This window comes from Rhodococcus sp. OAS809, assembly GCF_040546695.1.
GTDB classification, from domain to species: Bacteria; Actinomycetota; Actinomycetes; order Mycobacteriales; family Mycobacteriaceae; genus Rhodococcus_F; species Rhodococcus_F qingshengii.
Map to the genome: position 1 here is coordinate 1,591,323 of NZ_JBEPOI010000002.1, position 12,772 is coordinate 1,604,094.

14 protein-coding genes and 1 pseudogene are annotated in these 12,772 nt (G+C 61.9%); 8 read left to right on the forward strand and 7 right to left on the reverse strand.

Translation table 11 applies throughout. The features are described from left to right. The first annotated feature begins 25 nt into the window (after window positions 1-25). Together ABIE52_RS10305 and ABIE52_RS10310 are read left to right on the forward strand one after the other, a co-directional pair. Window positions 26-1,120, forward strand: coding sequence for an iron-siderophore ABC transporter substrate-binding protein (locus tag ABIE52_RS10305; protein WP_063316598.1), 1,095 nt, complete (start codon window positions 26-28; stop codon window positions 1,118-1,120). 66 nt (window positions 1,121-1,186) lie between these two features. Continuing rightward, window positions 1,187-1,660 carry an NUDIX hydrolase gene (locus tag ABIE52_RS10310; protein WP_063316599.1) on the forward strand — a complete coding sequence of 158 codons (474 nt, stop codon included), beginning with the start codon at window positions 1,187-1,189 and terminating at the stop codon, window positions 1,658-1,660. A 73-nt stretch (window positions 1,661-1,733) separates the two neighbouring features. Here ABIE52_RS10310 and nrdF read toward each other — a convergent pair whose 3' ends face one another. Continuing rightward, window positions 1,734-2,699, reverse strand: coding sequence for a class 1b ribonucleoside-diphosphate reductase subunit beta (gene nrdF / locus ABIE52_RS10315; protein ID WP_003944744.1), 966 nt, complete (start codon window positions 2,697-2,699; stop codon window positions 1,734-1,736). A gap of 170 nt (window positions 2,700-2,869) precedes the next feature. Here nrdF and ABIE52_RS10320 point away from each other — a divergent pair, with 170 nt between their 5' ends. Continuing rightward, window positions 2,870-3,787 (forward strand): SPFH domain-containing protein, encoded by a 918-nt coding sequence (locus tag ABIE52_RS10320; RefSeq protein ID WP_003944699.1) that lies wholly within the window; start codon window positions 2,870-2,872, stop codon window positions 3,785-3,787. Between the two features lie 12 nt (window positions 3,788-3,799). Continuing rightward, window positions 3,800-4,012, forward strand: coding sequence for a type II toxin-antitoxin system antitoxin (locus ABIE52_RS10325; RefSeq protein ID WP_003944723.1), 213 nt, complete (start codon window positions 3,800-3,802; stop codon window positions 4,010-4,012). A 61-nt stretch (window positions 4,013-4,073) separates the two neighbouring features. On the opposite strand, the gene nrdE is transcribed toward ABIE52_RS10325, so the two are convergent. The 3 genes from nrdE to nrdH all read right to left on the reverse strand — a co-directional run bounded on the left by nrdE (window position 4,074) and on the right by nrdH (window position 7,007). Next, entirely contained in the window at window positions 4,074-6,257 is a 2,184-nt protein-coding gene (gene nrdE / locus ABIE52_RS10330) for a class 1b ribonucleoside-diphosphate reductase subunit alpha (protein WP_003944756.1), read from the reverse strand. Then, window positions 6,215-6,694, reverse strand: a complete 480-nt coding sequence (nrdI, locus tag ABIE52_RS10335; protein WP_003944767.1) for a class Ib ribonucleoside-diphosphate reductase assembly flavoprotein NrdI — start codon at window positions 6,692-6,694, stop codon at window positions 6,215-6,217. Before nrdI ends, nrdE begins: the two co-directional genes overlap by 43 nt. An 82-nt stretch (window positions 6,695-6,776) precedes the next feature. Then, complete coding sequence (gene nrdH, locus ABIE52_RS10340) at window positions 6,777-7,007, reverse strand: glutaredoxin-like protein NrdH (protein ID WP_003944717.1); 231 nt, start codon at window positions 7,005-7,007, stop codon at window positions 6,777-6,779. Window positions 7,008-7,298: 291 nt separating this feature from the next. On the opposite strand from nrdH, the gene ABIE52_RS10345 reads away from it, so the two are divergent. Next, window positions 7,299-8,126, forward strand: a complete 828-nt coding sequence (locus ABIE52_RS10345; protein WP_030534956.1) for a siderophore-interacting protein — start codon at window positions 7,299-7,301, stop codon at window positions 8,124-8,126. 55 nt (window positions 8,127-8,181) lie between these two features. Here ABIE52_RS10345 and ABIE52_RS10350 read toward each other — a convergent pair whose 3' ends face one another. Then, window positions 8,182-8,748, reverse strand: a complete 567-nt coding sequence (locus ABIE52_RS10350) for an NAD(P)H-dependent oxidoreductase (RefSeq protein ID WP_192712525.1) — start codon at window positions 8,746-8,748, stop codon at window positions 8,182-8,184. 106 nt (window positions 8,749-8,854) lie between these two features. Here ABIE52_RS10350 and ABIE52_RS10355 point away from each other — a divergent pair, with 106 nt between their 5' ends. Further along, entirely contained in the window at window positions 8,855-9,454 is a 600-nt protein-coding gene (locus ABIE52_RS10355; protein ID WP_192712526.1) for a TetR/AcrR family transcriptional regulator, read from the forward strand. 35 nt (window positions 9,455-9,489) lie between these two features. Further along, window positions 9,490-10,270 (forward strand): annotated as a pseudogene (locus ABIE52_RS10360) (META domain-containing protein). A gap of 19 nt (window positions 10,271-10,289) precedes the next feature. Here ABIE52_RS10360 and ABIE52_RS10365 read toward each other — a convergent pair. Beyond that, window positions 10,290-10,844, reverse strand: a complete 555-nt coding sequence (locus tag ABIE52_RS10365) for a nucleosidase (RefSeq protein WP_192712528.1) — start codon at window positions 10,842-10,844, stop codon at window positions 10,290-10,292. Between the two features lie 68 nt (window positions 10,845-10,912). On the opposite strand from ABIE52_RS10365, the gene nadE reads away from it, so the two are divergent. Then, a complete protein-coding gene (nadE, locus tag ABIE52_RS10370) occupies window positions 10,913-11,737 on the forward strand; it encodes an NAD(+) synthase (protein ID WP_064075192.1) in 825 nt (274 codons plus the stop codon). A gap of 25 nt (window positions 11,738-11,762) precedes the next feature. Here the strand turns inward: nadE and ABIE52_RS10375 are convergent, their stop codons facing one another. Next, window positions 11,763-12,518: a hypothetical protein gene (locus ABIE52_RS10375; RefSeq protein WP_007731317.1), complete on the reverse strand. Its 756-nt coding sequence runs from the start codon at window positions 12,516-12,518 to the stop codon at window positions 11,763-11,765. Window positions 12,519-12,772: the final 254 nt, after the last annotated feature.

Here is a 12,772-nt window from a genome sequence, read left to right on the forward strand (position 1 = left end):
CCCGCTCACACAGGAAGCCGTCGACTTGTCTGTTCTCTCACGCACGTCTGTTCTCTCACGCACGACCGCCCGCACGTCCGTTCGTCGTGTCTCGATCCTGGGGATCGCCGCCACGATGCTCGTCCTCGGTGGTTGCTCGTCCGACTCGTCGGACGATCCCGCGAGCACCATCGTCCGGACCACTACGTCGATCGCCGGTGCCGGCGTGATGGGTATCGAACGCGACACCGCCACCGCGTGCCCGACGCCGACGCAAGCCGACCCGGGAGCGGGCCCCGGGGTGAAGCGTCGAGTCGTACACACTGCGGGTGAAACCGAGGTTCCTTCCGATCCCCAACGGATCGTGGTCCTCGACAGCGTCTCGATGGACGCCGTGTGCGCCCTCGGCCTGTGGGAGCGGGTAGTGGGCGCCGCGACCGGTGTCGACTCACCTCAACCGTCGTACCTGGGTTTCGGCATCTCGGAGATTCCGAGTGTCGGCCCCGTGAGCACACCTGACGTCAACGCCGTGAAGGCCGCCGCGCCGGACTTGATCCTCGGGTCCAGTCCGGCGTCCGACGGCTTGTACGGGCAACTCGACGCCATCGCCCCCACCGTGTTCGCGGGCTCGGATCCTGTGTACTGGAAAGCGCAGTTCGCCCTCGCCGGCCAGGCACTGGGCCGTTCGTCCGCGGCTGCGACGGAGCTCGACCGCTACCAGCAGGACGTCGTGCAGCTCGGCGACGCATTGAATGCATCGCAGACGCAGGCATCAGTGGTTCGGTTCGGTTCGAAGGACCTGCAGATCGAGGGCCCCGCATCCTTCGCCGGACAGATCCTCAGCGACGTCGGCGTCCGGCGCCCACCGGCGCAGCGATTGACCGATGCGACCACGGCACCGATTCCGGCCGACGATCTCAGCGCCGCCGAAGGGGACTTGATCTACGTCCTCTTCGACGGGCCGAACGGTCGTAGCTACGGCACCGAGGTCATGAAGAGCGACCAGTGGCAGGACCTCGCCGCTGCCACCGACCGACGTGTGTTCGTAGCGGAAGACGACATCTGGAACGGAAACGGGATGACTGCCGCCCGTGCCGTATTGGCGGACTTGAAGGGAACCTTGAACGGATATGCGAGCTGACTGGAACGAACCACAACTCCGACATTCGAAGCGGTTCGCCCCAGCTGTGAAGTTCGGGTTCTGATCATGCCGATCCCCGAATTCATTGTTGCACTGCGCGAGAAGGTCGGTCATGCGCCGCTCTGGCTGTCCGGAGTGAGCGTCGTGATCCGCGACGACGACGGTCGGGTCCTGCTCACCCGCCGCGCCGACAACGGTCAGTGGGCCGTCGTGTCCGGCGTTCTCGAGCCTGGGGAGGAACCGTCGGCGGCGGCGGTGCGCGAGGCGAAGGAAGAAACCGGCGTCGACGCCGAATTGGTTCGGATCACGAGTGTCGATGTCACAGAGCCCATTACGTACCCCAACGGCGACGTGACTCAGTACCTCGACGTGTGTTTCCTGGCCAGGTGGACCGGCGGAGCTGCACACGTGGCGGACGACGAAAACCTCGAGGTCGCGTGGTTCGCGCCGAGCGAACTGCCTTCGGACATGACGGAAACCTCGCGCCTGCGCCTCGCAAAAGCGTTGCTGGACAAGCCGGAAGCGTGGTTTCAGCGCTAGCCCGCTCTCAATACACGGCCGAAGCCCGATTCCCGCGTGTGCAGGAGTCGGGCTTCGGTGTGTAGGTCGCTCTCTAGAAATCCCAGTCGTCGTCTTCGGTGTTGACGGCTTTGCCGATGACGTAGGAGCTACCCGAGCCGGAGAAGAAGTCGTGATTCTCGTCCGCATTCGGTGAAAGTGCCGACAGGATAGCCGGATTGACGTCCGTCTCGTCCTTCGGAAAAAGGCCTTCGTAGCCGAGATTGTTGAGCGCCTTGTTGGCGTTGTAGCGCAGGAACTTCTTGACATCCTCGGTCAGACCGACGCCGTCGTAGAGGTCCTGGGTGTAGTCGACCTCGTTCTCGTAGAGCTCGAAGAGCAACTCGAACGTGTAGTTCTTGAGCTCTTCACGCTCGGCCTCGGTGAGCTGTTCGAGGCCCTTCTGGTACTTGTAGCCGATGTAGTACCCGTGCACGGCCTCGTCGCGGATGATGAGGCGGATGAGGTCTGCGGTGTTGGTGAGCTTGGCTCGCGAGGACCAGTACATCGGCAGGTAGAAGCCGGAGTAGAAGAGGAAGCTCTCGAGGAGCGTCGATGCGACCTTGCGCTTGAGCGGCGACTCGCCGTTGTAGTAGTCGAGAACGATCTGCGCCTTGCGTTGCAGGTTGGGGTTCTCCTCCGACCAGCGGAACGCGTCGTCGATGTCGGGGGTGGAGCACAGCGTCGAGAAGATCGAGCTGTAGCTCTTCGCGTGCACCGATTCCATGAAGGCGATGTTGGTGTACACCGCTTCTTCGTGGGGAGTGATCGCGTCCGGGATGAGGCTGACGGCGCCGACCGTTCCCTGGATGGTGTCGAGCAGCGTCAGGCCCGTGAAGACGCGCATGGTGAGCTGCTGCTCCTGCGCGGTCAGCGTTCCCCAGGACGGGATGTCGTTGGAGACCGGCACCTTTTCGGGCAGCCAGAAGTTGCTGACGAGGCGATCCCATACCTCGGCGTCCTTCTCGTCCTGGACGCGATTCCAGTTGATGGCGGAAACGCGACTGACCAGCTTGACCATAATTCCTACCTAGCGAGAGAGATACTGCCGAATGTTGGCTTGCCTGAACACTACCCGTTGTGTCGGGTCCGCGATGCCAACACAACAACATGTGTCGCACGCGCCCCTCCACGAGTACAAAAAATGTGATATCAATTAAATATCACTTACCGATGGAAAGCGAGTCTCGCATGACCAGCACACCCACCGTGGCCGAGAAACCGACCGGTGTCGCCACCACAACGATCGCCGAACGCCCAGGCTGGGACCTGTCCGGCAGCTGGATGCTCCTCGGCGGCGTCCTTCTCTTCCTGGCCGGAATCGCGCTGTCCGTCGTTGGCGGAGTTCTGGGACTCTTCGCCCTGATTCCGGTCGGAGTGGTGCTGTTCATCGCGTCACTCCCCCTCCTGATGGGCCTGACCTTGGTGCAACCTAATCAAGCCCGAGTTCTGCAACTTCTCGGAAGCTCGTACAGCGGCACCTTGCGCACGCCGGGACTGCGATGGACAAACCCGCTGACGGTCCGTCGATCGATCTCGACGCGCATCCGAAACCATGAGACCGGTCAGGCGAAAGTGAACGACGCCGACGGCAATCCCATCGAGATCTCGGCGGTGGTCGTCTGGCAGGTGGCCGACACAGCGCTCGCCTCGTTCCAGGTGGACGATTACGAGGAGTTCGTCTCCGTACAGACCGAGGCGGCCGTCCGCCATATCGCCGGTAGCTACCCGTACGACGCCGAAGGCCGAGTCTCGTTGCGCGAGAACGCCGATATCATCACCACCACCTTGTCGGAGGAGGTTCACGCCCGCGTGCGTGCGGCGGGTGTCGAAGTTATCGAGACACGCATCAACAGGCTCTCGTATGCACCGGAGATCGCCAGCGCGATGCTTCGGCGCCAGCAAGCGGGTGCAGTGATCGCCGCCCGCAAGCAAATCGTCGAAGGTGCGGTGTCCATGGTCGACATGGCTCTCAAGCAGCTCGAGGAAAAGCACGTCGTCGAACTCGACGAGGAACGCAAGGCGACGATGATCAGCAACCTTCTGGTCGTGCTGTGCGGCGACCGCGACGCACAACCGGTGCTCAACACCGGTTCGCTCTACCAGTAAAGGAAAGGCCACATGGCCACGGATCCAGCTCCGCGATCCGAGCGTAAGAAGATCCTGCTTCGGTTGGACCCAGCGGTACACGACGCGCTTGCCCGCTGGGCCGCCGACGATCTCCGAAGTACCAACGCCCAGATCGAGTTTCTCCTTCGGCGCGCACTCACCGAACACGGTCGTATGCCGAAGAATGCCGGCAAGATGCACGGTCCCGGCCGTCCGCCGGCCTGATACCCCTGTGCGCCTTTTCGGTAGTAACCACTACCGAAAAGGCGCACGGGGGCGGAGCCCTCTACAGCATGCAGGAAACGCAGCCCTCGACCTCGGTGCCTTCGAGTGCCATCTGACGCAGACGGATGTAGTACAGCGTCTTGATGCCCTTACGCCACGCGTAGATCTGCGCCTTGTTGATGTCGCGAGTGGTTGCGGTGTCCTTGAAGAACAGCGTCAGCGACAGGCCCTGGTCGACGTGTTGCGTTGCGGCAGCATAGGTGTCGACGATCTTCTCGTACCCGATTTCGTAGGCATCCTGGTAGTACTCCAGGTTGTCGTTGGTCAGGTAGGGCGCCGGGTAGTAGACGCGGCCGATCTTGCCTTCCTTGCGGATCTCGATCTTCGACGCCACCGGGTGGATGGAGCTGGTGGAGTAGTTGATGTACGAGATCGAGCCGGTCGGCGGGACGGCCTGAAGGTTCTGGTTGTAGATACCGTGCTTCTGAACCGAAGCCTTCAGCTCACGCCAGTCGTCCTGAGTGGGGATGTGCAGCTTCGCATCGGCGAAGAGTCCGCGAACCTTGTCGGTTGCCGGCTCCCAAGCCTGATCGGTGTACTTGTCGAAGAATTCACCCGAGGCGTACTTCGACTCCGGGAAACCCTTGAAGTACGAGCCGCGCTCGATGGCGATCTTGTTCGACGCACGCAGTGCGTGGAACAGCACGGTGTAGAAGTAGATGTTCGTGAAGTCGATGCCTTCTTCGCTGCCGTAGAAGATCCGCTCACGAGCGAGGTATCCGTGCAGGTTCATCTGACCGAGGCCGATGGCGTGAGAGTCGTTGTTGCCCTGCTCGATCGACGGCACCGAGTAGATGTGCGTCTGGTCGGACACTGCCGTCAATCCGCGGATCGACACTTCGATGGTCTTGGCGAAGTCGGGCGAGTCCATGGTCTTCGCGATGTTCAGCGAACCCAGGTTGCAGGAGATGTCCTTGCCGACCTTCGAGTAGGACAGGTCGTCGTTGAACAGTGAAGGCGTCGAAACCTGCAGAATCTCCGAGCACAGGTTCGAGTGCGTGATCTTGCCCTCGATCGGGTTTGCCCGGTTCACCGTGTCCTCGAACATGATGTAGGGGTAGCCCGATTCGAACTGCAATTCGGCGACGGTCTGGAAGAACTCGCGAGCTTTGATCTTGGACTTGCGAATTCGCTTGTCGTCGACCATCTCGTAGTACTTCTCGGAGACGTTGATGTCGGAGAACGGAACTCCGTAGATGCGCTCGACGTCGTACGGCGAGAACAGGTACATGTCCTCGTTCTTCTTCGCCAGTTCGAACGTGATGTCCGGGATCACGACGCCGAGTGAGAGCGTCTTGATACGGATTTTCTCGTCGGCGTTCTCACGCTTGGTGTCGAGGAACCGGTAGATGTCGGGGTGGTGCGCATGCAGGTACACAGCACCGGCGCCCTGACGCGCACCCAACTGGTTGGCGTAGGAGAACGAGTCCTCGAGAAGCTTCATGATCGGGATGACACCCGAACTCTGGTTCTCGATCTTCTTGATCGGGGCGCCGTGCTCACGAACGTTGGTGAGCAGCAAGGCAACTCCGCCACCGCGCTTGGACAACTGCAGTGCCGAGTTGATGGAGCGACCGATGGACTCCATGTTGTCTTCGATACGAAGCAGGAAGCAGGACACGGGCTCACCGCGCTGCTTCTTGCCCGAGTTCAGGAACGTCGGGGTGGCGGGCTGGAAGCGTCCGGCGATGATCTCGTCGACGAGTTCGACGGCCAGGTCTTCGTTGCCTGCGGCCAGGGTGAGCGCAACCATGCAGACACGATCTTCGAAACGCTCGAGGTAGCGCTTACCGTCGAAGGTCTTGAGCGTGTAGGAGGTGTAGTACTTGAATGCACCCAGGAACGTCGGGAAGCGGAACTTCTTGGCGTACGCGTGATCGATCAGGAACTTCACGAAAGTACGTGAGTACTGATCGAGAACCTCGGGCTCGTAATAGTTTTCCTCGACGAGGTAGTCCAGCTTCTCGTCGAGGTTGTGGAAGAACACGGTGTTCTGGTTGACGTGCTGCAAGAAGTACTGACGGGCTGCAGCGACATCCATCTCGAACTGGATCTCACCGTTGGCGCCGTACAGGTTGAGCATGGCGTTGAGTGCGTGGTAGTCGAGACCGTTGGTGGAATCGCCGCCGCGCGCATCACGCTCTACGCTTCCTGCCGCGATCGTGTCAGTGATGGTTGGCGCCACTGCCCGTGCTCCTTCTCTGTTTCGAGATGATTCCAGAACTCCCCCAAGCCTTCTCGTACCCGGTCGACGTCCTCGGCAGTGCCCATGAGTTCGAACCGGTACAGAAAAGGAACGTGGCATTTCTGGGAAATGATGTTTCCTGCATAGCAAAAGGACTCACCGAAATTGGTGTTTCCCGCCGCGATCACTGCTCTGATCAACGACCTGTTGTGTGGATTGTTCAAAAAACGAATGACCGGCTTCGGTACATAACTGGTGTCGCGCCCTGTCACGGTGACCCCGCCACCATAGGTGGGCAGAATCAGCACATAGGGCTCGTCTACACGAAATGAGCCGTCACGGTCATGGATAGGTATACGTGTCGCAGGCAGGCCGAGACGTTGAACGAATCGGTGGGTGTTCTCCGACACGCTGGAAAAATAGACCAGCGAAGTCATCGGTTGTCACCATTTTCTTGTACGGTGCCCGGAACTACTCAGATGTGTCGGCGGAGGTGTCCACCGCCGACACTGCGGCGCTTCAAGCAGCGACGGTCAGGGTCTTGATGCGATCAGGACGGAAGCCCGACCAGTGATCTTCACCGGCAACCACGATGGGTGCCTGGAGGTACCCGAGAGCCATGACGTAGTCGCGGGCTTCGGCATCCTCGGTGATGTCGATGACGTTGTATTCGAGACCGGCCTTGTCCAGGGCGCGGTAGGTGGCATTGCACTGAACGCAAGCGGGCTTGGTGTAGACGGTGATGCTCATGAGAGTCCCTCTTTCGCTTAGCCAACAAAGGCCGATGTAGTGATGTTCAGCACCGATACGACCGATTGCCGGAGTCTCGCTCGAGGCGTTCCGCGTTGTGGTCTCTCAGTGCTCAAGACACTACACCTAGTGGCCGACAGAAACACATAACGCGAGATGTTGTGAGTCACATCGTTGGAATTCCCAGGTCGCCCCAGTTCAGCGCCTTCATTTCCCGGCGCGTCGGCGTGTCGCGCGTCACAGTTCCTTTTTGTGCTCGCCAGCCTCTGGGAGCCGCGCCACGGACCTACCATGAGCGTCGTGGAAACACCCCCGAAGGACGAGGCTCCACGCCACCAGGCAACCGTGACGAGAACACAGCAGGTGACACCGTTGATGCGCAGAATCACCTTCGGTGGGGAGGGCCTGAGCGACTTCGAGACGAGCGGGAGCCCCGACGAACGGGTGCTCGTCAGATTCCCCCTCGATCCCCCTCACGCCCGTAGTTACACGGTCCGGCGCTGGCAGCCGTCGAAGAACGAACTGGAGATCGACTTCGTTCTCCACGGCCACGGCGGCGCGGCACTCTGGGCCGCGACTGCGCAACCGGGCGAGACCGTTCACCTCTCGACGGCGAGCGGGTGGTTCACGCCGCCGGCAGGTTGCGACTGGCTGCTGATGGTCGCCGATCACGCCGCTCTGCCCGCGATCGGGCGAATTCTCGAAGAAGCACCCGACGGTCTACCGATCCACGTCATCGCGCAGGTACCCGCGCCGAGCGAACAGCAGACGTTCACGACGCGCGCCGACGCTCACTACCGATGGATCGAGGAATCGGACTCGCTGCTCGCCGAATTGGCCGACGCTGCCCTGCCCCCCGGCGAGGGCTACATCTGGTGTGCAGTCGAGGCCGCGGCCGCCAGACGCATCCGCACTCACCTGCGTCGAACATGGGAAATCCCGGCAACCCGCATGCACGTGATGGGTTACTGGCGGGAGGACAAGGAGAACTGGGAGCGTCGGTACGCCGCCGTCGCCGACCGTATCGATGCTGCGATGGGCGAAGCGATGATGGCCGGCAAGGATTTCGAGTCGGTTCGCGACGCGGTCGACGACGCGATGGAACGCGAAGGGCTCTAGCGCGCATACGAGTGAGGACCACACCTTCCGGCATGGCCCTCATTCGTGAAACGAATTACGCGTTGACGAGCTGCTTGCCGGCGCCGACGAGGTCGGAGACGACCTTGGAGACCTGAGCGAGCACCTCTGCGTTCTCACGCGGGTGCAGCTCACCGAACAGTGCGCCGGTTCCACCGATGCTCAGTGCAGTGTCCTCGACGACCTTGCCGCCGGCGATACGGACTGCCTTGGTGGTGTCTTCGTGTGCCCACTTGGCGCCGTTGCCGCTGGGCGAAGCGCTGATGACTGCGACAGCCTTGTCCTTGACTGCACCGACACCGTACGGACGCGAGATCCAGTCGATGGCGTTCTTCAGAACTGCGGGAATGGTGCCGTTGTACTCGGGGGTGACGAGCAGGAACGCGTCAGCGTCGCTCGCAGCGGCGCGCAGTGCGTCGACAGCGGGAATGGAAGCACCCTCGACGTCGATGTCTTCGTTGTAGAAGGGGACGTCGGCGAGGCCTTCGAAGACCGTCAGCGTTGCACCCTCGGGCGCGGCGGACACAGCCGTCTCGGCAAGCTGGCGGTTGACGGATCCGGCGCGCAGGCTGCCGACGAGAACGAGAACATTGGTCTGTGACATAGCGAGTTTCCTTCGAGAGTGGTGCGGTTGGTGGCTCCGGTTGAAAGTTATATCAACTAAACGGACCGCGGTCCACTTACATTCCCCGGCCCTGTAACCTGATCCCGTGAGCGCAATCCCCCTCCCCCAGATCGGCGCCGCGCCGGTCGAGCGCGGTGACGCAGCACGTAACCGCGTACTTCTGCTCGACGCCGCAGCCCTCCTCGTTGCCGAGCGAGGTGTCGACGCGGTGACGATGGATGCTGTCGCGTGCCGGGCCGGTGTGGGCAAGGGCACAGTTTTTCGGCGCTTCGGCAATCGATCGGGACTGATGCAGGCTTTGCTCGATCACACCGAGCGAGAACTGCAGCAGGCATTCATGTTCGGCCCCCCACCGTTGGGTCCGGGCGCGCCGCCGATCGAGCGCCTCATCGCGTTCGGACGAGCCCGGATTGCCATGGTGGAAGTACAGGGCGAAGTCCTCCGAGCAGCGGAAAACGCTCCTGAATACCGCTTCGGCGGTCCGGCCCGGGCTCTCGGCATCGCTCACGTCATCGGGCTTCTTCGAGGAGCCGACGTCGAGGGCGACCTCGAGCTGCTCGCTTCAGCACTGTTGGCACCGCTCGAAGCGTCGCTCGTCCTTCATCAGGTGCGCGATCTCGGGATGACCACCGAGCGTCTGGCCGCCGGCTGGGAAGACCTTGCCCGGCGCGTTACTCGATGTTGACTCCCCCGATTCGTCCCACCGCTTAATGTGAGCCCATGCGCATCGCTGCTGCCGTCATCGGCTTCCTGACCATCGCCGCGGTAAGCGGTTGCTCCGCTTCGTCCGACTCCCCCGAGGACAAGACGGATCCCTCCGGTCGTGTGTTCATCTCGACCTCCGTGGATGGAACACCAATTCCCGGCGGCGGCCCGCTGACTCTCGACTTCAGCCAGGCCGGTCGAGTGTCCGCGAGCGCCGGATGCAACACGGCAAACGGTTCGGTCGAGTTCACCGACGGCAAGCTGACCACCGGCACCATGGCGTCGACCATGATGGGCTGCCCTCCCGGCATCGCCGAGTCCGACTCCTGGACAACAACATTGCTGACCGCTGCGCCGGCGTGGAGCCTCGACGGCGACACCCTCGTCCTGACATCGAAGGACGCCACAGTCACCCTGCAGGACAAGAAAATTGTCACGCCGGATCGACCGCTGCCGGGCACGACGTGGACTGTCACGTCCCTCATCAGTCCCGATGCGATCAGTACGAGCCTGGCTCTGGAGACGTCAGCTCCCGAACTGACGATTGCCGCAGACGGTTCGGTCAGCGGGAGCACCGGATGCAATCGCATGACCGGAAGCGCCCAGACGTCCGACACCACAGTCACGTTCACGCCGATGGCAACCACGCGTATGGCTTGCCCCGAGGAGAACATGGACATCGAGCCGCCAGATCCTGGCGGTGCTCGACGGCGAAGTGAGTTACACCGTCGACGCCGACACGCTGACCCTGCGCAAGCCCGACGACACCGGATTGATACTGACTGCGCAGGCTTGACCAGACGCTGCAGGCTCGATCAGACGTTGTCGAGCAGCCAGCGCCCCAACTCGCGGGCGCTGGCATCGATCATCGCGGGCCAGTCCAAGGCCGAGTCGTCCGCGTGATCGCTGACGTGTTTGACGAGTCGGCAGGTAGCACCCGCAGCCTGCGCGGCGAATGCGATGGCAAATCCCTCCATGTCGACCAGATCGGCTCGCTGCGCAAGGGCGTCCCGGGTTGCAGCGTCGGCGATGAATGCGTCGCCGGTCGCCAACACCGAGTCGTCACCGCCGGCGAGCACCAAACGGTCCGCGACGTCGTGCCCCAGCGCTCGGATCGCGGTGCTGCTGATGTCGTGATTGATGACGACGCCGGGAACATAGAGGCCGCCGTGGTGCGCGTGCAGCGCACCGGCTGTCCCGATGTTGACGACCAGCGGCAGATCATCCCGCTCGTACCGCGCGAGAGCAGAGGCGACTGCTGTTGCAGCACTGACCTTTCCAATCCCCGTGACCAGCAGTTCGTATCCTTGCGGCACGTATGCCGCTTCCGACTTCGTCGCACTGACCACCAGAACGTTGTTCGCACTCATGTGCGCGACCGTACCGCCCCGGATACGGTGGCACTGCACGCACCTGCTCACATCGCTAGAGTCCATTCATGGCCACACTGCGTGAAAGCATCATCGAAGAACTCGGCACAAAGCCGACAATCGACGCCGCAGCGGAGGTTCGCGCGCGAGTCCAGTTCCTGAAGGACTACGTGCGCTCGACCCCCGCCAAAGGGTTCGTTCTGGGAATCAGCGGCGGTCAGGACAGCACGCTCGCCGGAGCCCTCGCCCAACGCGCGGTCACGGAACTTCGCGAAGAGGGCCTCGAGGCCGAGTTCGTCGCCGTTCGACTCCCCTACGGCGCGCAGGCCGACGAATCCGACGCTCAGATCGCGCTCGGCTTCATCAAGCCGGACCGCTCTCTCACGGTCAACGTCAAGCCTGGCGCCGACGCGACAGCCCGTGAGGCCTCCGAGGCGCTGGGAAACGGCGAACTGCGCGACTTCGTCCGCGGCAACATCAAGGCGCGCGAACGAATGGTCATCCAGTATGCGATTGCCGGTCAGCTCGGCTACCTCGTGATCGGTACCGACCACGCCGCAGAAGCGATTACCGGCTTCTTCACGAAATTCGGTGACGGCGGTGTCGACATCACGCCGCTCACCGGCTTGAGCAAACGCCAGGGCGCCGCATTGCTGCAGGAATTGGGCGCACCCGAGAGCACGTGGCGCAAGGTGCCGACCGCCGACCTCGAGGACGACCGACCCGCGCTACCCGACGAAGTTGCCCTCGGCGTCACGTACTCACAGATAGACGACTACCTCGAAGGAAAGGACGTTTCCTCCGAGGTAGCCGAGAAGCTCGAGAAGATGTTCACCAACACTCGTCACAAGCGCACGGTGCCGGTCACACCCCTCGATGACTGGTGGAAGTAACTCCTACCAGAGCTCTTACCAGCGACTAGCTACCGAACAGGCTGCCGAAGACGTCGCCCAGCGAACCCGTTCCCGAAGCCGGATCCTTCTTCGCGAAGTTGGTGGTGCATCCGTTGAACTGCACTGCATCGACCAGCGTCGACGTGGCGGCGGAACCGGTGCCCACACTGACGCCGTAGTGGTCGACTACCGCGTTCGGGTTCGCGGCGACGATGTCAGCCAAAGGCACTGACACGCGGTCCTTGGCGCCGTCGATGTTCTGAGTGCTCCACCACACGCCCTTCTGGAGATCCGCGTGAACGCCGCCGTCAGCCGTCGGCGTGGCGTCGGGTCCCGGGACCCACACCAGGGTGGTGAATCCGTTCTCGAACTTTCCGCCGGTCGTTCCGGTGAGGCGGAGCTGGAACGCCGCAGTCGGCGTGGCGGCGCGCTCGGCAAAGCCGATCGCCTTGTCGACTGCGTCGGACAACTTGATACCGCCGGCCGAATGGTAGGAAACCGAACGATCGCCGGTACCGTCGACGGCCAGCTTCAGTGAACCGTCCTTGTCGAGAACGTTGTCGGCCGAGTACGACGCGGTCTGATCCTTCTCGTCGGTGAACGGGATGCCCCACCCGTTCGGCGTCGCTTCGGTGGACAGGGTCGAGCACGAGGCTTCCGGCGCAGACGAGCCGAGAGAACCGGTGGACGGAAGCGCAGTAGCAATTGCCGGAGCGGTGAGTGCAGCTGCCCCGAGGAGCGCTACGACGACTCCGACACGGCGCGTGGAATTAATCGACATTGAAATACCTTTCACATATCCCGAGTGGAATTGCGCCAAATTAACACATGTCGACAATTACCAACAGCGAAGGTATTTCTTTTGTCATCCAAACAGATGACAATTCACCTTGGCAATTCGAAGTGCATTCGCTCCCCCAAAAGTAGGAGAAACTAAACAAAAACGACCAATGCTGGGCAATTGACCAACAATGGAGAAAACGGAGATAGATGCCACTTGAGCTGGAGTGATCAAGATATGAATATTTGGACCGG

What these genes read in the sequence shown, in the direction of transcription:
- nrdF (WP_003944744.1), bottom strand. Translation starts at nt 2,699, where the DNA reads ATGGTCAAGCTGGTCAGTCGCGTTTCCGCCATCAACTGGAATCGCGTC.
- ABIE52_RS10350 (WP_192712525.1), bottom strand. Translation starts at nt 8,748, where the DNA reads ATGTCACAGACCAATGTTCTCGTTCTCGTCGGCAGCCTGCGCGCCGGA.
- ABIE52_RS10365 (WP_192712528.1), bottom strand. Translation starts at nt 10,844, where the DNA reads ATGAGTGCGAACAACGTTCTGGTGGTCAGTGCGACGAAGTCGGAAGCG.
- ABIE52_RS10345 (WP_030534956.1), top strand. Translation starts at nt 7,299, where the DNA reads ATGAGCGTCGTGGAAACACCCCCGAAGGACGAGGCTCCACGCCACCAG.
- nrdI (WP_003944767.1), bottom strand. Translation starts at nt 6,694, where the DNA reads ATGACTTCGCTGGTCTATTTTTCCAGCGTGTCGGAGAACACCCACCGA.
- ABIE52_RS10310 (WP_063316599.1), top strand. Translation starts at nt 1,187, where the DNA reads ATGCCGATCCCCGAATTCATTGTTGCACTGCGCGAGAAGGTCGGTCAT.
- nrdH (WP_003944717.1), bottom strand. Translation starts at nt 7,007, where the DNA reads ATGAGCATCACCGTCTACACCAAGCCCGCTTGCGTTCAGTGCAATGCC.
- ABIE52_RS10320 (WP_003944699.1), top strand. Translation starts at nt 2,870, where the DNA reads ATGACCAGCACACCCACCGTGGCCGAGAAACCGACCGGTGTCGCCACC.
- nadE (WP_064075192.1), top strand. Translation starts at nt 10,913, where the DNA reads ATGGCCACACTGCGTGAAAGCATCATCGAAGAACTCGGCACAAAGCCG.
- ABIE52_RS10375 (WP_007731317.1), bottom strand. Translation starts at nt 12,518, where the DNA reads ATGTCGATTAATTCCACGCGCCGTGTCGGAGTCGTCGTAGCGCTCCTC.
- ABIE52_RS10325 (WP_003944723.1), top strand. Translation starts at nt 3,800, where the DNA reads ATGGCCACGGATCCAGCTCCGCGATCCGAGCGTAAGAAGATCCTGCTT.